This is a genomic window from Lysinibacillus pakistanensis, from assembly GCF_030123245.1.
Lineage (GTDB): Bacteria > Bacillota > Bacilli > Bacillales_A > Planococcaceae > Lysinibacillus > Lysinibacillus pakistanensis.
In genome coordinates, this window is record NZ_CP126101.1 from 2,768,631 (window position 1) to 2,789,705 (window position 21,075).

A 21,075-nucleotide genomic window follows, 5' to 3' on the forward strand; every position below is an offset into this window, starting at 1 on the left:
TTCGATTACGTGACATCCCACGGGGTGCTTGTTTTTTTGTGCGAAAGCGTAGTGCTAACGTAGCGGCAGCAACATGATGTTTTTTTTGTGCGAAAGCGTAGTGTTAACGTAGCGACAGCAACATGATGGTGGTCACTCAGTCATGTGTTGTTGTTGTTGTTGCTGTCGCTTCGCTTTCGCACAGATAAAACCATGTTGCTGTCGCTTCGCTTTCGCACAGATAAAACCGTGTTGCTGTCGCTCCGCTTTCGCACAGATAAAACCGTGTTGCTGTCGCTTCGCTTTCGCACAGATAAAACCGTGTTGCTGTCGCTCCGCTTTCGCACAGATAAAACCGTGTTGCTGTCGCTTCGCTTTCGCACAGATAAAACCATGTTGCTGTCGCTTCGCTTATTCTCATAAAAGTGCTTTCGATACAAAAAACATTTGCAGAAAGAAGTTATATAAATAACTTGTCTTCCTTAAATTTATGATTTGTTAATAAACTTACAATTACAAAGATGAATAAAGAAGCGACAATCGGGATAGTCACGGTATGCATTCCGAAGACGGATGGGTAAAAGCGATCAATAATAATATATAAAATCATGCCTGAAAACATTGACGCAATAGCACCGTACTTATTAGCCTTCTTCCAGTATAGTCCTAATACAACGGTCCAAATAAAGACAGCCTCAAGTCCACCAAAGGCAAATAAATTCAACCACACTAATAACTCTGGTGGATTCAACGCAAAAACGATAACTGCTAAACCGATAACAGTCGTGACAATAAAGCTGGCCCGCTTAATTTCTGTATCATTGGCTGTCGGTTTTATATAATTTAGGTAAATATCCTTCACAACAGTGGAGCTTACAAGCATCAATAAAGCGTTGACCGTTGACATTGTGGCTGCCATTGGTGCAGCTAAGACCACACCTGCTAAAAATGGCGGTAAAACCTTTAAGGTCAGTAGCGGCATTACCTTATCCCCAATCTCAATTCCTGGTAAAACCGGGCGTGCTAGAACACCAATTAAATGCATTCCAAACATGATTGTCCCAATGGCAATAGTGCCAATGATAATGGCTAAATGCATGCTTTTTGAATCCTTATAGCTCATGGCACGAACTGCGATTTGTGGAAGCCCCACAACGCCAACACCGATTAAAATCCAAAATGTAGAAACATATAATGGTGTTAGTTCTCCATCAGCACCAAATGGAGAGATGAAATTTGGATTTTCCGCAACAAGAGATGCCATAATTCGATCGATGCCTCCACCAGCAACAATTGTCCCAATTAATAATATAATCGTTCCAAAAACCATAATAGTGCCCTGTACAGTGTCTGTTAATGCAACAGCACGAAAACCTCCGATAATGACATACACTAAAACGGAAATGGCAAAAATAAAGAGTGCTGCTGTGTAGTTTAAGCCTGTTAATGATTCTATAAGACGTGCGCCACCTACCCATTGTGCCATCATGGCAGAAAATAAAAAGACAATAATACTAATTGCTGATAAGATGACAATCACATGACTTTTATAGCGCTCTCGTAAAAAATCAATTAATGTAATGGCATGATAACGTCTTGCAAGAATGGCGAATTCCTTCCCTAAAATCATTAGCACAAAATAGCCGGCAGGAAGTTGTGCCATTGCTAGCAATACCCAACCTAAACCTTTCGTGTAAGCAACGCCTGGACCACCAATAAAACTACTTGCACTACCATACGTTGCTATCATGGTCATCGCTAAGAGAAAACCGCCCATTTCACGACCACCCAGAAAGTACTCCTGCAAAAATGAATTGGAGGAACGTACATGCTTATTAGCCCAGACACCAATGCCAAAGATAATAACTAAAAACAATAGCAGTGGAAAAATAACTTGCCAATGCATTATTGCTCCACCTCCTCATCCTCAAATGGTACCTCTTTGAAGAAGAGTTTCATCACAAGCCAAATGAGAAGTATCATAAAGCCTGTCCCTGCGATACAGCTATAGAAAAACCATGCAGGAAAACCGAAAACATACGTATAGGTTGTCGGATCACCAGAACCTAGACCATAGGCAAAGCCAAACCAAATGGCAAAGTTGATAATGACAAGCACGACACCGATAAGCGCCTCGCGATGCGCAATTTTAAAGCGTTGATCTTTCAAAATAAAGTCCCCCTAACCTACTCTATTTTACTGATATATATCCATTATGGGAACCTTTGTGAAAAAATTATTGCTGGCAAGACGGAGATTATCGATTTTATTCCTTCCATTTGCTATTCAATAGAATTCATTAAATCAAAAAAGTATTTTGGTTCTTGTGTCTGATACAGCTTAATCCATGCTTGCAATGTTTCGGGCGCAAATACATCCAGCAATTTCAATACATGCATGGTAAATTCTAAAGGAGCTATTCCTGATGCAGTAACTAAATTACCATCAGTAACAGCTGGTTTTATTTCATAATTTTTTTCTCCACTATAATTAGGACAAACCATTTTCAAATACTCTAGATGATTGCTAGTGTGTCTTCTAGAGTCCAATAACCCCTCATTTGCCAGTCTCACTGTTGCACCACAAATTGCAGCAACAACAATTCCTTCCTTTAAAAATGTAGATACCTTTTTCAGGATGGGGTCATGTATCGATTCCATCCAAGTATTTCCTCCTGGAAGTACAAAAACATCTAAATTTTTTAAAATACACTCATCAATAGAAATGCTAGGTATTATTTTCAATCCTCCCATTGTCGTAACAGCATTTTTATCAATGCCTACTGTAATCACCCTTAAAGGTGCTAGTTCCTTTTTAAAATACCTTCCTGAATTTAGTTCAGCAATTAAATAGCCTACCTCCCAGTCTGACATTGTATCAAATACATATAAATATACGTTTGCATTCATCATAGACACTTCCTTTTGTAATTAATATCCCAATTATAAAAAAACATTACTGACATCCACTGTCAGTAATGTTTTCAGTTTGATAATTAAATAACAATAGATTCCTTATATTAGTATCCGTATGGACGGTTGTATGGTTGGCGATAGTATGGTGGATAGAATGGGTAAAATGGATAGAATGGGTAAAACGGGTAAAATGGATATTGATAACGTGGACGTCTTCTTCTACGACGTCTTCCATAACTGTCATAGTCATAGTCATCATCATATCTGTCATCTCTATCATATTGATCATAATAATTTTGCATAATTATTTCTCCTTTCCATCTCTGTATAGGTTATGCTATGTAAGGATTGACAGTATACGCATTTACCTATATTTAGCACTCGATCAGACAAATTGGGACCTCCTCAATTTAAAGAAAGCCTGCCTAAAGAATTCAATTTTGGACTCTCCACAAAAAAACATTCACCATTCCAACCAATTTTCTAACGTTGGTTCACTTGTACTGGAAACTGGCTATCGATTGAGTAAAATTAAAGCAGCTTTTGAGGAAGTCATTGAGAAGCTAAACAAATCTATTCGGAACGTGGAACAGATAACTAAAACAGTTGTCAGTTACAACTAAAAAAGCCTAGGCTCAAAATTAATTAAGTACCTGGGCTTTGTGTCAATTAAGATATTTTAATCGAAATCATTCTCTTCTTCAATTTTGCGAATTACACCTGTCTTTGCATTTACTTCTACTTCGTAAATTTTATTTTAAGATGTCAAAATAAAAATTTCATATACTAAAGTACCGTTTTCCATATCCATTCCATAATGTATGATTTGTCCTGGCACTCTTTGAACTGCAATTTGCATCGCTTGTTGCGGGGAAAATCTCTGATTATATGAAGGCATTACCATAAACATATCCTCCTTACTCTGCATACATGCTCTATTTTGTGCAAGCACAGAGTTTCTGTTACCAGTTTATTTACCCCGCCTTTGCTGAATTGTAATATACAGCCCGATTAAACGGTCAGTGGTCGTTTATCATTCTACAAATCCTTCAAATGTAATTCCTAAATAATGCTATTACAGTATAGTGAATGCAACTGCACAGCAAAACCTCTAAACTCTCAGCTAAATAAATGAAACACTAAAAAGTGCTATTAAGGGTGGATTGTTAGGCTCTAATTCCACTGGATTAGGAATGCACAATTCCCCCAAAATTTTCAATACAACTAATTTTTGAGGCGTTAGGTGGATTTTCTCAGTAAGCTGTTGTCACTTCTGTTGCTTCATCTTAATAATGAAATTTCTTTAATAAGCCCTGAAGCTCATCTGCCTGCTGAGCCATCTCCTTTGCCGAAGAAGCCATTTGTTCTATAGAGGCTAGTTGCTCCTTAGCAGTGACTGTTACATGCTCTGAACTATCCGTTGCTCTACTAGCAATACGAGCCATTTCCTCTGAGGAAGCTGTCACTTCTTCTATACTCGCTGACATTTGCTCAGTCACTGCTGAAATGTCATGAAGCTGTGTACTTACCCCTCCTATGGATTGCATAATTTTTTGGAATGCCTCTTTTGTTTCATCAACAACTTCCATTCCAGCAGCAGTTTCCTTCGTATTACTTGAAATAGCTGTAATCACATTGGTAGTATCGTGTTGAATCGAAAGTATAAGAGCCGCAATTTGATCTGCTGATTGCTTCGATTGCTCTGCTAATTTTCGTACCTCATCTGCTACTACAGCAAAGCCCTTTCCTTGTTCCCCTGCACGTGCTGCTTCAATTGCAGCGTTTAAGGCAAGTAAGTTCGTTTGATCAGCAATGCTTGTTATCACATCCACAATATTGCCTATTTGCTGGGATTGTTCACCTAATATCCGTACCTGTTTCTCTACATGATCAGATGAATCATTGATAATTGTCATTTGCGACATCACGCGATTCAAGGAATCATTTCCTTGTGCTGCCTCTTGTCCCATCACATCAGCAGCATCTGACACTGTTGAAGCAGTTTCAGCCACTTGCTGAATACCAATCGCCATTTCCTGCATGGCTGTTAAGCTTTCCGCTGTTGTATGTAATGTCGTTTTAGAGCTTTGAGCTAAATCTTGTAGAGTTGAGGCTAATGCTCTCGTCATTTCTGCTGATTGCTCTGACTGAGACGTTAGGGTATCAGAGGATACATCAACCTGTTGAGATGTATGGGCAATTTGTTGCATTAAGCTCTTTAAACTCGTCAGCATTTTATTGAAGGATTGTGCAAGCTCGCCTGCTTCATCCTTTGAATTAATTTGTAGCTGCTTTGTAAGGTCCCCTTCTCCTTCTGCTATACCTCGAAGTTGACGGTTCATTTCCTGAAGTGGTCTTACAAATGCTCTAGTGAAAAGGAAGCTACCTAAAGTTGCAATGGCGGCTCCAATAAACATGACAATAAACAGCTTGCCGATAAATGCGAAAATAATTTGTTGAACCTCATCTATTGTTTCACCCACAAACCACATCCCAATAATGTCGCCATTTGCATCTTTTATGGGCGCATAAAGTGTTAAGTATTTTGTTCCAACAACATCCGCTTCACCTATAAATGTATTGCCTTTCTTCATTACCTCTTCAATAACTTTGGGATCAGCATCCTTGCCCACTAAGCGCTCTCCATTAAGCTGTAAATTAGTAATCAGTCCTTTTGTTCCTTGAAAAATCGTTATACCACCTTCGATGCTTTCTCCTACCTCATCCACAAAATCCACTTGGTCAACTATTTTTGTATTACCTTTATAAAGCTCTCCATCTTTAATTGCCCAGTCACCTTTGAATCGTTCTTCAAGCAGCAGATAACCAACCTTTGAAAGATGCGTTATACTTTGCTCGAAATTATTGCGCATAATATCCTTTACTTGTACATAGGAAACAACACCAATGATAATGCTTAAACATATAATCACTACCACTAGAAGCAAATTAAATTTTGTATTAATTTTAAATGTGCGCAAAATCTCTCTCTCCTTTCTCAAATAGCTTTTAGGAATAATATGTATAAAATGTAAATCACGTTAATTAAACATGATTCTAATAATAGTTTCAATACATTATCAATAAATTAATATATTTTACATATATAAACTGTTTTTTATTGAAAGATAAAATATAATAAAGCACGTTTACTATGAAAAAATCTAGTGACACTAAAGATTTAATAGAATGATTTTTGGTTGTACTATTGGATACTATAGTAAGGAAAAAACTCATCATATAAAGATATGAGTAATAGAACTATATTAGAAGCATGATTTCTAAAAATGATTGCTATAAAAAAGTCTTGTAAATCTCCATTAGTTAACAATAAGCCCCAAATACTTTACCATTTAAAGTATTTAGGGCTGTCCGAATTATGCCAAATTGCAGTTTAAATTAAGCATTTTTATTTTGCACAACCTCAACTTAATAGAGCGACACAAAACTAATTAAATCCAAAGAAAAGTTTCCATTTTTGCGCGAGTGTTCCCCAAAATTTTCGTTATAGTATGTATAACGATTATAAGGAGTGAAAAAATGAATGATTTTATCCAGCGTCTTCAAAGGCATGATGAAAAAGCATTGAAATATGTCGTTGAACACTATTTGGGATTTGTAAAGGCAATTACACTAAAAATTTTAGAAAAACCATCTGATTATATGCTGGTTGAGGAATGTGTTAATGATGTATTCCTACTTATTTGGCAAAAAAGTAATTATTTTATTGGGGAGGAAGCGGATTTTAAAAGGTGGATAGGGATGATTACTAAATATAAAGCAATTGATCTTTACAGAAAACAGCAAAAGCAACTAGCGACACTACCAATGGAAAATATTCCTCCTCTTATCGCACCAGATAATATTGAACAACAGCTTGATAAATTGTATGCGAAAGAGCAATTACTTCTTGAAATCATGCATCTGCCTGATTTAGATAGAGAACTATTTTTAATGAGGTATTATCTTGAATATACAAATAACGAGATAGCAGAAATTCTACATATTTCAAAATCTGCTGTGGAAAATCGCTTATATAGAGGAAAGAAAAAGCTTGCTAAAAATCCTAAATTACAGGAGTGTTGGACATGAGTAAAGAAAAAAACTTTCTACAGTTGGATATAGATGATATAACACCGGTAGAGGTCTCGAAAAATGAAAAGCAAAAGGTTATAAAAACCATCTTACAGAAGCAATTCTTACGAAAAAAAATCCGTAAATGGACCATTGCTTCTATCCTTGCCATTGGAGTTGGTTCGGCTAGCTTAGTGAATTTTCCATCTATGGCCTCCATATTACCAATTAAGGATGTAACTTTATCTGAAAAGCTCTTTTCAAAACAGCATGAATTTATTTTTAATCGTATTTTAATTTCAGAAAATACAGCGACCATTTACTTTAGCTGTAATTTAGACTTTGCTACAGAATTCATAACTTTAGACATAGTTGATAATTTTGAAAATCATTATTATGACACATCTGAAACATCGACAAATAAAATAACTGATAATTACTCAAATGGTAAAGTAATATTAAATAATTTCCAGGCTAATGCATCTTCCATATTCATCACACCAATCGTTCATACGATGGATAAAGAAGGGAATGTTACGAAAGAAAGATTGGAGACAATAGAAATTAAAATAGACTCTAATGAGAAATGAAATATAGGAAAGAAACCTGTGAATTTATTGCGCACTTAAATTCGTCAATAAATTCACAGGTTTCCATTTTTTAATCGGTAAATTCCACTACTCTATCCAACCATTCATCAATAAGGCTATTGAACAAATTAGCTTGTTCAATTTGCAAATTATGACCTGCCTTATCTAAAATTGTGAAGCTTGCTCTTGGAAATTTTTCTATAATATCAAATGCATCCTTATATCCAACCATAGAATCTTGTTTGCCTAGCAAAAATAAGCAAGGTTTTTCAAATAACGTTTCATCAACAGGAAAGGAAAAGCTATAGTTTTGCTGAATTTTTTCCAAAAAGTTCACGTCAGCTTTTTCTTGTCCTGCTACTACCTCATTCATGTATCGGTTACAATGATGTTCATCTAAAACAACTAGATGTGAGCTATAATCTTCTAGCTCCTGCTTCGTCAATGTCGATATAAATTCTTTATCGGATAGAATAATCCTTTGCTTTGGTACTGTTCTTCTTTGTTTTTCTGGAATAATTAACGGACAAATAAATGCAGCCCCTAAAATTTCTTCTTCATTATCCCTCATAATGCCTCGAACTAAATAACCGCCATAGGATTCCCCTACTAAAAGATAGGGTTCATTTGGTATTAAGGAATGAATTACCTCTTTTACAGCCTCTAACATCTCATCTGAATTATTAATTACTTCATAGTCTGTCGTCTCTCCCATTCCTGGAAGGTCAATATAGATTCGTTTCCAGCCTTCCCTTTCGATAAAAATGGGCTCCATACACCCCTTCATTAATCTATGATCTGGCGAATATCCATGAAGCATAACGATTGGTATACCCTCTCCAATTATTTCATAGTAAATATTAGCCTTACTAACGTGGCAAAATGGCATAATAGTTCCTCCAAAAAATGTTGTTTCAACTAATATATCATCTATACCCAATTTTTCAAAAAATCGTTAGACTTAGGAGAGATTCTAACCATCAGTTTTGTAGTTCTATCCATCACTTTGGCTTTTCTCTCCATCAGTTCATTGATCCTATCCACCACTTTCATTTTACTGTAAAAAAAACCCCGATTATCAGTAGAGAGATAATCGAGGTTATTAACATACAAAAAATTATAATAGCTCTTTTCGTAATTCAGCAGCTGATTTAGGTGATAACAGCCCGAATGGAATGTCGAATACTGTTTTCGCACCTTTGTCCCCAGCTTGGCTTAAACGGTAGGCTGCACGCGCGTAGGCTACTAGAACACTTGATGTGAAGTTTGGATTACTTTCCAATTTTAATGAGAATTCAAGAATTTGTTTATCATTTGCGCCACTTTCACCACTGCGGATTACAAAACCACCGTGTGGCATACCAGTATGGTTTGCTTTAAATTCTTCTTCAGAAATGAAATTTACAGTTGTATTATATTCGTCGAAATAGTTTGGCATAGTCACAATTTCTTGTTCAATTTTTGCTGCATCTGCACCTTCCTCAAGGACAACCCAGCATTCACGGGCATGTTTTTCACGTGTTGTCAACTCAGGATTTTCACCGTTACGAACGCGCTCTACAGCATCTTTAATTGGTAATGTATATTGTACAGCATTTTTTACACCTTCGATACGACGTACAGCATCTGAATGCCCTTGGCTTAAGCCATCTCCCCAAAATGTATATGTTGTACCTACTGGAAGTACAGCCTCACCAAGTACACGATTTAATGAGAATAAACCTGGATCCCAACCAACTGAAATGACTGAAACTTTACCAGATTTTTGGGCTGCCGCATCCACCGCTTCAAAAAACTCAGGAATTTTCGCATGTGTATCAAAGCTATCAATTGTATTAAACCATTGTGCAAAGTGTGGACCTTGCTCTGGTAAATCTGTTGCAGAGCCTCCACATAAAATCATTACATCAATGTCATTTTGGAATTTTTCAGCATCATCCACTACATACACTTTGGCATTACTTGCAACGTTTACTGTTGAAGGGTCACGACGTGTGAATACTGCTACTAATTCCATATCTGGATTTTGTGAAATAGCGTATTCTACCCCGCGTCCTAAATTTCCATATCCTACAATACCTACTCGAATTGCACTCATCAAAATTCCTCCTTACGATTTCGTGACTATGTGAAAACCTTCACGTTAAATCTACTTACAATAATACTTTGTGTTAGAAAAATTCACAATAGTTTGAGTATCTGTTTTTTATCCGGAATTTATATCGGTTTTCTATGATTTTTATCGGTCAACGGCATGAATACGGTTACAAATTACTATTTCATATACTATCCTTTAAGTTTTCGTTAAAGCCTTGTAAATAAAGACTTTTTAAACCCGATATCTTGTACAATAAAATTAACGACAAAAGGGGGCATGATGAATGAAAAGTAATTTTTACTCACCAAGTACACCATGTGAACAAGGAGCATTACTTGCTTGTCCATTCCAAAATGCACAGAAATCTGGAAAAGCGTATGATACTACATTTTCAACTTCCACTGAGGTAAAGCACAAGTCCTTTTCACCCAACATGCATTTTTGTACAGGAATTATACCTTTTGACGTTATGGAAAAAAACCTCAATATTACTCCACAAATACAAAGAATCAATGAAATTGGCCTTTATTGTAGCGGCAAGGAAATTGCTCGCTGGTTAGTTAAAAAAAGTGAATATAATAAGCTTGAGTTTGACTTCTTTTTATGAAGTCTGTTAATCTCGTTTTCAGATCTGAGCTGATAAAATGTAATTAATTCCCATTGAAAAGTTTCCATCTCAATGGCATCATTATCGCCAAGGCGAAAATGTACATAGAAAAATTTTGCAGGGTGAAAGAATGTTGACTAAACTGGTCTATTAGCTCAGGTTACTGAATTTCTTGGGCTAATCGTTGAAGACGCTCTTCATCAATAATGTAATAACCATTCTTTTTCTTTTCCAAAATCTTTTCATCACAAAATTGTGCCAAGACATATAATAGGTGACGATAGGAAACCCCCAAATATTCACTGATTTCTGTATGCCTTTCTTTATAAATACCTTGATCTGCGGATAACTGAATAAAGGCAGCTAAACGATTTTCGAATGGATACGCCAAATTTTGTGTATATTTAGCTGTCATGTTTGTCGCCTTCTCTCCTAAAAACACGCAGAGTCTTCGTAAAAAGAGGGCATCAGCCAGGAGTTTTTCTTTACATGCCTGTGTAATAGAAAAGCAAATGGTTTCTGTTACAGTTTGAATTCCTTTCGTATATCTTGCTTCATTTAGCAGCTCGATTTCCCCCATAAAACGTGGAGCCTCTAAATATTCAATAAGAGAAACCTTACCATTTTTATGGGTCATATATAGCTTTGCTTTCCCCTCCACCATGTAATAAAGCGTATCTGGAAAGGATCCTTCTTTAAAAATCCATTCCCCTTTGTCAAATTGACATACTTCAAGATAAGGGTAAATATCAAATGAAAAGAAATCATGAATCGGGTATTCTTCTAGATAATGTAAGCGTTTTTTAGCTGTCAGTATATGCATTTTTTACTCTCCCCTAAAAAATATGAGATATCTCACATTATTGTACCGACGAACGTGCTATTATTCAACGTAGTTAATGGAGGTACGGTAAATTTATGAATAATCAACGATGGCTTTCTCAGAATTTCTTTGCATTTTTTATTACTTGGGGTATTTTCTTGCCTTATTGGACAGGCTGGCTCGTAGATGTCAAGCATCTAACTGTCTCACAGGCTAGTGTTGTGATGGGCTGTGGTCTTTTAGCTCGAGCTACTTCAAATCTGTTTTTCTTCCCAACCCTTGCTAAGTATGTACACAATAAACGACTTATTACAATTCTTGCGACTGGCGCACTTATAACAACTTTCCTTTACTTACCGAGCACAAGCTTTAGTATGCTTTTAATTGTTACTATTTTATTTAGCATTTTTTACCCAGCTCTTCTACCTGCCGTTGAAAGTAGTGCCGCTACATTAGTCCAGCATGGAAATGTTCACTATGGTAAAAGTCGTTCATATGGATCTTTTGGCTTTGTTATTGCGGTGTTAATTATTAGTATGCTGACAGGTGTATTTGGCAAGGATATTATTTTTTGGAGTATGGTTCTTGGTCTTATCGGTATGCTGTTGATGCAGCAGCTAGCGACACCAAAAGAATTGCTTATGGTACCAACAAAAGAACAACGAGCAAAATCGCTGTCGATGAAAACACTATGGACTATTAAAGGCTTCCCTATTGTTTTATTCATCGTCATCCTATTACAAGGCGCACATGCTTCGTATTATAGCTACGGTTATATATATTTAGGTGATTTACATGTCGATCCATTTTATATGGGGATGATTATAAACATAGCGGTTATTTGTGAAATCCTATACTTTATGAAGGCAGATACATTATTTACAAAATGGCGCTCATCCTCTTTATTGCTTTTAGCAGCAAGTGGCTCCTCCTTACGTTGGTTACTTATTTATCTTTTTCCTAATGTTTGGGTATTCATCGCGTCACAAACCTTGCATGCAATGTCATTTGCCCTGGCGCATTTTGCCTTTATTGGCTATTTGACTAAAACATTACCAAAGGAACAAATTCCAAATGCACAAGGACTTTATTCTGCCTTAGCAATGGGATTAAGTACAGCCATTCTTACATTTTTAGGCGGTTATTTATACGAAATTTCTCCTGGTCTATCCTTTGGCGCGATGCTGATTTGTACGGTTCCGGCTATTGCTATTGTGCTTGCGACTCGAAATAAATATCAATACTAAAAACAAGCAGGTGTGAAAGAAAATTTATCTTTCTTCACCTGCTTTTCGATAGATTTACCTTGGATAATAGGAAAATCCAGGATATTTTACAACTGGCCATTTTTCCTTTCGCAATACCTTGAGGAGCTCCGGACCAACTTGTAAATTGCTTTGCACTAGCTCAGATGGAGTTAACGCCATCCATTGATTTAACGACACATCCTGGAAACGATTGCTTTTAAACATTTCGAGGAACCATAATGTTTCTGTTCCAGTATTCTCAATATAATGACCGTTGGCAAACGGCACATAACCGACATCCCCCGCACGGTAATCAAATGTTCTGGCCGCACCATTAGCGGCAAACACTGTCATACGCCCCTTTCCTTGTAGGTAATATTGCCATTCATCATTATTCGGGTGCCAATGTAATTCTCGCATTCCACCAGGCTCAATTTCTACAAGTGCTGCCGCAATATTTTGGGAAATAGGAAAGTTAGAGGAATCTACAATTCTAACACTGCCTCCTGGTGTTTGAATGGGGGTTTGTGCAAGTAGACGATGTTTAAAACTTTGAGGAACTTCACCATATGGAGATTTTACCTTTTGAGTGTCGATAGGTCCTGGCACTTTATCTTGATAAATATAGACTTGTTCATTTGGAATATGTTTAAAAGCGCTAATCGGAACACCAAAATTGGCTGATAGCACCTCTTTAGGTGTATGCGCAAACCAATCAGATATTGAAAATGTATTGAGATCTGAAAAATTACCATCATCAAATACTAGAAGAAATTCACAGCCGTCCTCAAGCCCCTGTATGGAATGAGGAATTCCAGGTGGAAAATACCATAAATCTCCCGGCCCAACATCTGCAATGAAATTTCTGCCATCTTGATCGACTGCTGTAATCCGGGCATGGCCTAGAAGCATATAGGACCATTCTGCTTGTTGGTGCCAATGCAGCTCACGCACGCCACCAGGTGTCAAACTCATATTAACCCCTGCCAATGTCTTAGCAATTGGCAAATCACGCACAGTAATTTCTCGTGACCATCCGCCTTTATTTAAGGTCATATGTGTATCAGAAAAAGAGAATCTTAGATTTGGAATAAGTCCAGCATCTGTTTTTGGAGGGACTAGCATATCGGGATTTTCCAGGTCCCTCATAATGTCTCTTGGCCCTTTATCCACCCCTCCAGCTCCATCCTTTCGAATAGGCTGTGGAACATAAAAATAGCCCTCTGGCATATTCTCCAATTATTCACCTCTTCATAAAGAAATCGTTATTTAAAAATGTATGGGTTCTTTATCTAGATTATTCTTTTTTATATGCAAACGCTCAGAATTTCAATTCACAAGGTGACAATTTGACAATATTAACAAAGATAGTTATTTTAAGTATGCATCTATTTCTGTGTGAAATTGTACAAAGGAGAATTGAAGGATGAATAACGAAATTAAAAATCAGACTATTTTCAAGAATTTGTTAATCGAAACCGAAAGACTCATTATTAGACCTTATCAATTGGAAGACACTACTGATTTGTTTAATATAATATCGGAGCCAAATTTTTACGATTATATCCCTGAAACCCCTCCTTCCCTAAAAGAAGTCGGGGAAATAATACAATGGTCTATGGATTGCAATAATAAAAATACCCTAGAGAAAATTTATAAATTAAATCTTGGTATTATTTTAAAAGAATCAAATTGCTTTATTGGTTTTTGTGGTCTTGGTCCCTATGATTTAGATTCTACAAAAATTGAAATCTATTATGGTCTCAATAAAGATTTTAGAGGAAGAGGGCTTACTACTGAAGCGGCAAAAGCCTTATTAGATTATGGTTTTTCTACCTTAAGATTAGATGAAATAGTGACGACGGTATTTCCCCAAAATACCCCTTCGGTAAGGATTTTAGAGAAAATTGGAATGACTAAACAATATTCCATAACAAATCCGCCTAAAGAACATCTAGATTTTAAAGGAATGGATTATTATACAATCTCGAAATAGAGATTAGCAGCTACTGGTATTGGTCGTGCAACAGCGCTTGCTTTTGCACGTCGTGGTGCGAAAGTAGCAATAGGTGATGTTGATGAGCGTGCACAAGAAACAGTTGCGCTTATTCAACAGGATGGTGGAGAAAAGCTGCATTTTTTAAAACAGATGTAACTAGCTCTGAGCAATTGAAATCACTTGTCCAAAAAACCGTAGAAACATTTGGTGGGTTACATCATGCTTTCAACAATGCAGGGGTTTTAAATAAACCAGCAAAATTTGTTGATATTGAAGAAGATGCATTTGAAAAAGTGATGGCAGTTGACGTAAAAGGCGTATTCTTCGCTGTGAAACATGAACTTGAATACATGATTGCTAATGGTGGTGGTACAATTGTAAACACAGCATCAGTTGCTGGTTTAATTGCTGATCCAAATATGGCTCCATACGTTACAGCAAAACATGCAGTCACTGGTTTAACAAAAGCAGCCGCAATTGACCATGCTCAAAATGGTCTCCGAGTAAACGCTGTGGCACCTGGTTTAACAGAAACACCTATGACTCAAATGTGGAAAGACAATCCAGCAGTATGGGAAGAAGTTGTTTCTAACGTTCCTATGCATCGCTCTGCGAAACCAGAAGAAATCGCTGAAGTAGTAGTATTCCTTTCTTCAGACGCTGCAAGCTTCTGTAATGGTTATATTTATGCTGTAGATGGCGGTCAAGTTGCCCACTAGTATCGGGAATAATCAAAGTCAAAAAAATGATCAGGCTCAAAATTATTTGAGTACCTGATCATTTTTCCTTGGTTCATGACATGATTAGCTTATCATAGGGTTCTAAACAGAATCTGAACTAATATCTAATAGATTTATTTTTTCATTTTTTGAACCGCTTCCTCTACACATTCATACAACTTTTCCAAGCCACTCTGTAATTCTTCATAGGTTCCATAGGCATAGGATAATCGGATATGATGGGCATCCTGTGGATCATAAATATAGCCAGGATTGATAAGGACTTGTCGATGTAATAGCTTGGTAAATAACTCTTTATCAACAATGGGCTCATGAAACTTTAGCCAAATATAAAAGCCACCCTTTGGCTTGTTCCAGTTAGCCAAATGATTGAATTTTTCTTTTAAAATATTCTCTACATAATGTGCCCTTCGCTGTAATTTTTGGCGTAAGTCTTCAATATGCTTTTCATATTTACCGGATTGTAACCAATGTAAGACAATTTCCTGCGAGATGGCACTTGAACCGTAATCTGTTTGCATCTTTATATCTGCTAACCGTTCAATCACTGTCGTAGGACCAATTAGCCAGCCTATACGAAGTCCAGGGCTTAATGTTTTCGAGACGCTTCCAATATAAAGGACTTGGCCGCTATCATCCATTGATTTTAGTGGAGGTGTTGCCGCTTCAAAGAGCAATTCATGATAAACGTCATCTTCAATAATAGGAATGCGAGACGCTTTACATGCTTCATAAAGTTGCCTTTTTTCGTGCGTTGTCCATACCTCACCAGTTGGATTGTTTAGCGTAGGAACAGCATAATAGACTGCTTGTCTTTTTCTTTTTTGTTGAGCCAATGTTTGGGCAAGCTGTTCACCTCGATGGATAGCCATCATTTGCATACCCACTGACTGAAAGGGATGCACTGAATTTAAATAAGATGTTTGGTCCTGGAACACAATAGCACCCTGCTCAAGCAATCCAACAGCAATCAGCTGCAATGCCTGAAGTGCGCCTGAAACAATACAAATATTTTGAGGCTTCACATGGATGCCTCTTTTTTTCACATATTCACAAATTGCAGCTCGTAGCCTGTCATTACCTTGAGGTGATGAATAACCTAACGCTTTCGGGTGCAAAGAAAGCTCCTTCAGTGATGCTTCAATATCAGCTGTTGGCAGTAGACTCGGTGCAGGCTCTCCAGTTCCCAAGCGAATGACATCATTGCGCTGCTCATATTCATTGATTAATTGAATGGTGTGATAATTGGGCTTATGAAGACTGGTGTCTATATACTTTTGCCAATTTGGTTGTGTTTGTGTAATTAAAGAATGCCAGGAATTATCAGCTATATAAATACCTGAGCCAACCTTTGCCTCTAGTATGCCAGCTGACTTTAACTCCTCTAACGCCTGCTGAACGGTACTACGATTGACTCCAAACTGCATCGCAAGCTGTCTTTGTGTTGGTAGCTTTGTTCCAGCCACCCAATCTCCTCGCTCAATATGTCCTGTAATCCACTGGATAATTTGCTGCTGTAATGTCATTTCACCCTGTTTAGTAGGCCGCCAACTCATTCATATCACCTCAAGCCCTTAAAATTGGGTGGTAAAAAAACCATCCAATTGGTCGTTTTCTTTTAGTTATAACATAACTAGAATGGTTAATGAAAGGAGTGAATTTTGTTGGAAGCATTTTTTCATGGAATGATTTTAGCTTTTGGACTTATTTTGCCATTAGGCGTACAAAATGTCTTTGTCTTTTCACAGGGTGCAACACAACCACATCTAGTTCGAGCCTTACCTGCGAGCATCACAGCTGCCATATGTGATACGCTTCTGATTCTCCTTGCAGTATTCGGTTTGTCTATCATCGTATTGCAGTTTGCCTGGCTACGTCTTGCCTTAATGACGGTTGGTATCCTTTTCTTACTTTATATGGGCTACACCATATGGCGGTCCAGCCCAGCAACAGCTAATAATAACGAAGCACTTCCTGTAAAAAAACAAATTTTATTCGCGCTCTCTGTCTCGCTTTTAAATCCACATGCCATTTTAGACACAATCGGTGTGATTGGAACAAGTGCTTTAAAATATAGTGGCACGGATCAAATATTGTTCACCGCTGCATGTGTAGTAATCTCTTGGCTATGGTTTTTCGGTCTTACCATCGCCGGAGCCTCTTTCAAAAAACTAGATAGCTCTGGAAAACTAATGAACATTTTTAATAAATGTTCTGCTATCTTTATTTGGGCTACTGCTCTTTATCTTATTAATGGCTTATTGTAATTTTTTACAAAAAAACGCTCAGGATCCCTAATATATTGGTTACCTGAGCGTTTTCAAGGGTTGCTAGAGTGCTTTTTTTTTGGGGACCTGAGCAGTTTTCGGGTTAACCCGAGCGCTTTTCCTTGAGATCCGAGCAGTTTTTGGGTTAACCCGAGCGCTTTTCCCGGCAATCTGAGCGGATTCCGGGATTACCCGAGCTCTTTTCCTTGCGACCTGAGCGGATTCCGGGATTACCCGAGCACTTTTCCTTGCGACCTGAGCAGTTTTCGGGCCTACCCGAGCGCTTTTCCCGGCGACCTGAGCGGATTCCGGGATTACCCGAGCGCTTTTCCTTGAGACCCGAGCAGTTTTCAGGCTTACCCGAGCACTTTTACCAGCGACCTGAGCGGATTCCGGGATTACCTGAGCTCTTTCTCTGACGACCGAGTAATATCTGGACTAAAGATTATTAAAATAAACGGTAAACTTTTCATCAAACAAATCTGTTTCGATATAGCGTTCACTTTGACCATTACTCACATAATCAATATCATGCAACAACACATTTGCTTTTAATAATGCTTCGTGTTGCTGGATAATAGACGTTACTTTAGTATTCCCAGCAATTGATATCGAAACATACTGCTCAACAGGGAGTTTCCATTTTTTACGTGTGTCTTGGATTGTTCGGATTAATTCTCTTATTTGACCTTCTTCCAATAAGCTTGCTGTGAGATGAACATTCATAAGGATTCGACATGAGGCATCTTCAGCTATAATATATTGATCTTTTACGATGGATTCCATTAACACATGTGCCTTTAACAATGTTAGCTGTTCTCCGTCAATCGTAATAATTACCTCATCCGTTTGCTGTAATTCACATTTCTCCTGATCATTTAAATTCATGACGTAATCTTTTACTTTATTCACTTTTGCTCCAAACACAGCCCCTGCTGTTTTAAAGTTCAGTTTATAATGAACTGTTTCATATGCTGAAAAATCATTTGTCCATAAACATTCTTTCATATTTAGTTCGTCTTTCACAAGCTCGCAATACGGCTGAAAATCTGTTAATTCTCCATCAACTGAGACAATGATTTCGCTTAATGGCTGCTTGACCTTAATCCCCTGACTATTACGAACGCTCCGCCCTAATTCTACGATTGTTAAAATAGTTTGCATTTCTTTTTCGAGCTTCGCATTAACGAGTGCTTCATTATATTTTGGGTAGTCTTGTAAATGCACGCTCTCCCCACATAATTGTCGATACAAATCCTCTGTAATAAATGGTGTGAATGGTGCTAATAATTGACAAATTGTTGTTAGTAGCTCATACAGTGTACTAAATGCTCCCCGTTTGTCCTCTGACAGCCCATTTGCCCAAAATCTTGCCCGTGAACGTCGGATATACCAATTACTTAGCTCTTCCACAAGCTTTCCGATTTCACGTGTTGCCTGTGTAAATTGAAAATCGTCCATACATTTTGTCACAACTTGAATTGTATGATGTAAGCGAGACAATATCCAATGATCTAATTTTGTACGTGAGCCTGTATTGTTTGCATCGTACTCAAAGCCATCGATCTCTGCGTATAACTGATAAAATTTAAATGTATTATCCAATGTATCGACTAATTTTGATTTCGCATCCATAACAATTTTTTTTGAAAAGCGTTTTGGATTCCAGGGTGAACTGTCGACTAAAAATGACCATCGCAAAGCATCTGCTCCATATTGCTCAATTAATTCAACTGGCTCTAATGCATTTCCTTTACTTTTCGACATTTTCTGTCCGTGCTCATCTAAAACATGACCCAAGGAAAGAACTTTTTTATAAGGTGCCTTTCCTGTAAATAAAGTTGAAACCGCTAATAGACTATAGAAAAAGCCTCGAGTTTGATCGATACCTTCGATGACCACATCAGCAGGAAATTGATTGTTAAAAGTAGCAGGGTTTTCAAAAGGATAATGCTGCTGTGCAAATGGCATTGACCCACTATCAAACCAAACATCAATGACTTCAGGTGTGCGTTCCATCTCACCCTTACATTTTGGACAACTACAAATAACCTCGTCGATATATGGCTTATGAAGCTCGACATCCTGTAAAGTCCCCTTTGCTAACTTCTTCAAGGCAGGAATACTATTTGGTGCTTCTTCATGACCACAATCTTGACAAATCCATACATTAAGAGGTGTGCCCCAATAGCGATTACGGCTAATATTCCAGTCCACTAAGTTTTCTAAGAAATTTCCGAATCTGCCATGTTTAATATGCTCTGGATACCATGTGACTTGCTCATTATTTTCTAAAATCTTTTCTTTTAATGCTGACATTTTGATAAACCAGCTATCTGTTGCATAATAAAGCAAAGGTGAATCACAGCGCCAGCAATGAGGATAGCTATGTTCATATTTTTCCTTATCAAACAATAGCTCCTTTTTAGCTAGCATTTTAATAATGTCGACATCGCATTCTTTGACAAATTTACCGACTAGCTCTGGCACCTCTTCTGTATAACAACCTTTTCCATCCACAACATTGACAAATGACAGACCATTTTGCTGAACTGCTTTATAGTCGTCTTCTCCATAAGCAGGTGCTATATGCACGATACCTGTTCCACTATGCTCCGTCACATAATCGGCTAGTACAACAATATGCCCTTTCTCAACTGTAACGTATGAAAAAGGTGGAATGTAGGACACACCCTCAAATTCATGACCAAAATGCTCACTTAGCACTTCTACAGGCTCAGCAAAAACTTTGCTGACAAGCGATTTTGCTAGAATATACACCTTTTCTTCCTGCTTTACACGTACATACGTAAGTTTTGGGTTCATCGCCAATGCAACATTAGCAGGCAATGTCCACGGTGTTGTTGTCCAACCAAGAAAATATTCATCCTTCCCCTTAATTTTAAACATCGCAGTTACAGATAAATCCTTTACATCTTTATAGCCCTGTGCCACTTCATGAGAGCTTAACGATGTTTGACAACTAGGGCAATATGGCGACACGCGATGACCTTTATATAAAAGCTTTTCCTTGTGTACATGGCTTAAAATATGCCATATGGATTCGATATAGTCATTACTTAGTGTTAAATAGGGATCATCCATATCAATCCAATAACCTAGTTGCTCTGTAAAGGACCGCCATTTCTTTTCATAAGTAAAGACACTTCCCTTACATTCCTGAATAAATTGTTCAACACCATATTTCTCAATTTCTTGTTTCCCAGAGATACCTAGCTTTTTTTCTACCCCTAATTCTACAGGTAAACCATGTGTATCCCATCCCGCTTTACGTTCAACGAAATAGCCCTGCATGGTTTTATAGCGAGCAACGACATCTTTAATCGTTCTACCAAAGGCGTGACCTACATGGGGTAATCCATTAGCTGTTGGTGGCCCTTCGTAAAATACAAATGGCTTATTGCCAGAACGATTTGCAACAGTAGCCTGGAATGTCCCTTCTTGCTCCCATAATGCACGAACCCTTAATTCCCTTTCAACAGTTGTTTCTTTTTTCTCTTCCACCTGCATATGAATTCCTCCTATACAATCCATTTGTATAAAAGGCATACAAAAAACCCCGTCCCAAGCAAGGGACGGGGTTAACCGCGAATACCACCCTAATTCTATTGATACATCGTTCAATAGCACTCAGCAACGTACAATCATACGTGTTCTTTTTAACGGTAGACACCCGGATTAACCTACTATGTTCGGCCAATCTTCTCAGAGAGGA

21 protein-coding genes and 1 other annotated feature (1 of these 22 cut by a window edge) are annotated in these 21,075 nt (G+C 37.6%); of the genes, 9 read left to right on the forward strand and 12 right to left on the reverse strand.

The features are described 5' to 3' along the window. Window positions 1-144 precede the first annotated feature (144 nt). Entirely contained in the window at window positions 145-402 is a 258-nt protein-coding gene (locus tag QNH24_RS13625) for a hypothetical protein (protein ID WP_283868133.1), read from the forward strand. Window positions 403-439: 37 nt separating this feature from the next. Here QNH24_RS13625 and panF read toward each other — a convergent pair whose 3' ends face one another. The 6 genes from panF to QNH24_RS13655 form a co-directional block, all read right to left on the reverse strand. Next, the gene (gene panF / locus QNH24_RS13630; RefSeq protein WP_283868134.1) at window positions 440-1,885 is read right to left on the reverse strand and encodes a sodium/pantothenate symporter; all 1,446 of its coding nucleotides are present in this window, start codon (window positions 1,883-1,885) and stop codon (window positions 440-442) included. Continuing rightward, window positions 1,885-2,148 (reverse strand): YhdT family protein, encoded by a 264-nt coding sequence (locus tag QNH24_RS13635; protein ID WP_054770700.1) that lies wholly within the window; start codon window positions 2,146-2,148, stop codon window positions 1,885-1,887. The genes panF and QNH24_RS13635 overlap by 1 nt, the downstream gene beginning before the upstream one ends. A gap of 113 nt (window positions 2,149-2,261) precedes the next feature. After that, on the reverse strand, window positions 2,262-2,891 hold the full coding sequence (locus QNH24_RS13640; protein ID WP_283868135.1) for a type 1 glutamine amidotransferase family protein: 630 nt from the start codon (window positions 2,889-2,891) through the stop codon (window positions 2,262-2,264). A gap of 107 nt (window positions 2,892-2,998) precedes the next feature. Then, window positions 2,999-3,196 carry a hypothetical protein gene (locus tag QNH24_RS13645; protein WP_283868136.1) on the reverse strand — a complete coding sequence of 66 codons (198 nt, stop codon included), beginning with the start codon at window positions 3,194-3,196 and terminating at the stop codon, window positions 2,999-3,001. 455 nt (window positions 3,197-3,651) lie between these two features. After that, on the reverse strand, window positions 3,652-3,798 hold the full coding sequence (locus QNH24_RS13650) for a PepSY domain-containing protein (protein ID WP_283868137.1): 147 nt from the start codon (window positions 3,796-3,798) through the stop codon (window positions 3,652-3,654). A 382-nt stretch (window positions 3,799-4,180) separates the two neighbouring features. Further along, the gene (locus tag QNH24_RS13655; protein ID WP_283868138.1) at window positions 4,181-5,875 is read right to left on the reverse strand and encodes a methyl-accepting chemotaxis protein; all 1,695 of its coding nucleotides are present in this window, start codon (window positions 5,873-5,875) and stop codon (window positions 4,181-4,183) included. A 559-nt stretch (window positions 5,876-6,434) separates the two neighbouring features. Here QNH24_RS13655 and QNH24_RS13660 point away from each other — a divergent pair. Together QNH24_RS13660 and QNH24_RS13665 are read left to right on the forward strand one after the other, a co-directional pair. Continuing rightward, window positions 6,435-6,986 (forward strand): sigma-70 family RNA polymerase sigma factor, encoded by a 552-nt coding sequence (locus QNH24_RS13660; protein ID WP_283868139.1) that lies wholly within the window; start codon window positions 6,435-6,437, stop codon window positions 6,984-6,986. Then, on the forward strand, window positions 6,983-7,558 hold the full coding sequence (locus tag QNH24_RS13665; protein ID WP_283868140.1) for a hypothetical protein: 576 nt from the start codon (window positions 6,983-6,985) through the stop codon (window positions 7,556-7,558). The genes QNH24_RS13660 and QNH24_RS13665 overlap by 4 nt, the downstream gene beginning before the upstream one ends. 70 nt (window positions 7,559-7,628) lie before the next feature. Here QNH24_RS13665 and QNH24_RS13670 read toward each other — a convergent pair whose 3' ends face one another. Together QNH24_RS13670 and QNH24_RS13675 are read right to left on the reverse strand one after the other, a co-directional pair. Further along, window positions 7,629-8,447 carry an alpha/beta fold hydrolase gene (locus QNH24_RS13670; protein ID WP_283868141.1) on the reverse strand — a complete coding sequence of 273 codons (819 nt, stop codon included), beginning with the start codon at window positions 8,445-8,447 and terminating at the stop codon, window positions 7,629-7,631. Between the two features lie 228 nt (window positions 8,448-8,675). Next, window positions 8,676-9,656: a diaminopimelate dehydrogenase gene (locus QNH24_RS13675; RefSeq protein ID WP_283868142.1), complete on the reverse strand. Its 981-nt coding sequence runs from the start codon at window positions 9,654-9,656 to the stop codon at window positions 8,676-8,678. 283 nt (window positions 9,657-9,939) lie between these two features. Between QNH24_RS13675 and QNH24_RS13680 the strand changes: the two genes are divergently transcribed. Next, window positions 9,940-10,263 carry a hypothetical protein gene (locus QNH24_RS13680; RefSeq protein ID WP_283868143.1) on the forward strand — a complete coding sequence of 108 codons (324 nt, stop codon included), beginning with the start codon at window positions 9,940-9,942 and terminating at the stop codon, window positions 10,261-10,263. A 160-nt stretch (window positions 10,264-10,423) separates the two neighbouring features. Here QNH24_RS13680 and yeiL read toward each other — a convergent pair whose 3' ends face one another. Further along, window positions 10,424-11,086, reverse strand: coding sequence for a transcriptional regulator YeiL (gene yeiL / locus QNH24_RS13685; protein ID WP_283868144.1), 663 nt, complete (start codon window positions 11,084-11,086; stop codon window positions 10,424-10,426). Window positions 11,087-11,181: 95 nt separating this feature from the next. Between yeiL and QNH24_RS13690 the strand changes: the two genes are divergently transcribed. Continuing rightward, the gene (locus tag QNH24_RS13690) at window positions 11,182-12,333 is read left to right on the forward strand and encodes an MFS transporter (protein WP_283868145.1); all 1,152 of its coding nucleotides are present in this window, start codon (window positions 11,182-11,184) and stop codon (window positions 12,331-12,333) included. A 54-nt stretch (window positions 12,334-12,387) separates the two neighbouring features. Here the strand turns inward: QNH24_RS13690 and QNH24_RS13695 are convergent, their stop codons facing one another. Beyond that, window positions 12,388-13,563, reverse strand: coding sequence for an oxalate decarboxylase family bicupin (locus QNH24_RS13695; RefSeq protein WP_283872842.1), 1,176 nt, complete (start codon window positions 13,561-13,563; stop codon window positions 12,388-12,390). 196 nt (window positions 13,564-13,759) lie between these two features. On the opposite strand from QNH24_RS13695, the gene QNH24_RS13700 reads away from it, so the two are divergent. Genes QNH24_RS13700 through QNH24_RS13710 form a run of 3 tightly spaced genes read left to right on the forward strand, consistent with a single transcriptional unit; the run spans window position 13,760 to window position 15,051 of the window. After that, the gene (locus tag QNH24_RS13700) at window positions 13,760-14,329 is read left to right on the forward strand and encodes a GNAT family N-acetyltransferase (protein WP_283868146.1); all 570 of its coding nucleotides are present in this window, start codon (window positions 13,760-13,762) and stop codon (window positions 14,327-14,329) included. A gap of 18 nt (window positions 14,330-14,347) precedes the next feature. Beyond that, the gene (locus QNH24_RS13705; protein WP_283872844.1) at window positions 14,348-14,488 is read left to right on the forward strand and encodes a hypothetical protein; all 141 of its coding nucleotides are present in this window, start codon (window positions 14,348-14,350) and stop codon (window positions 14,486-14,488) included. 14 nt (window positions 14,489-14,502) lie between these two features. After that, window positions 14,503-15,051 (forward strand): SDR family NAD(P)-dependent oxidoreductase, encoded by a 549-nt coding sequence (locus QNH24_RS13710; protein WP_283868147.1) that lies wholly within the window; start codon window positions 14,503-14,505, stop codon window positions 15,049-15,051. 134 nt (window positions 15,052-15,185) lie between these two features. Here the strand turns inward: QNH24_RS13710 and QNH24_RS13715 are convergent, their stop codons facing one another. After that, on the reverse strand, window positions 15,186-16,628 hold the full coding sequence (locus QNH24_RS13715) for an aminotransferase-like domain-containing protein (RefSeq protein ID WP_283868148.1): 1,443 nt from the start codon (window positions 16,626-16,628) through the stop codon (window positions 15,186-15,188). A 108-nt stretch (window positions 16,629-16,736) separates the two neighbouring features. Here QNH24_RS13715 and QNH24_RS13720 point away from each other — a divergent pair, with 108 nt between their 5' ends. Further along, on the forward strand, window positions 16,737-17,339 hold the full coding sequence (locus QNH24_RS13720; protein ID WP_283872846.1) for a LysE/ArgO family amino acid transporter: 603 nt from the start codon (window positions 16,737-16,739) through the stop codon (window positions 17,337-17,339). 438 nt (window positions 17,340-17,777) lie between these two features. Here QNH24_RS13720 and ileS read toward each other — a convergent pair whose 3' ends face one another. Beyond that, on the reverse strand, window positions 17,778-20,870 hold the full coding sequence (ileS, locus tag QNH24_RS13725) for an isoleucine--tRNA ligase (RefSeq protein ID WP_283868149.1): 3,093 nt from the start codon (window positions 20,868-20,870) through the stop codon (window positions 17,778-17,780). 58 nt (window positions 20,871-20,928) lie between these two features. Beyond that, window positions 20,929-21,075: a binding site (T-box leader), on the reverse strand (it continues 94 nt past the right edge of the window).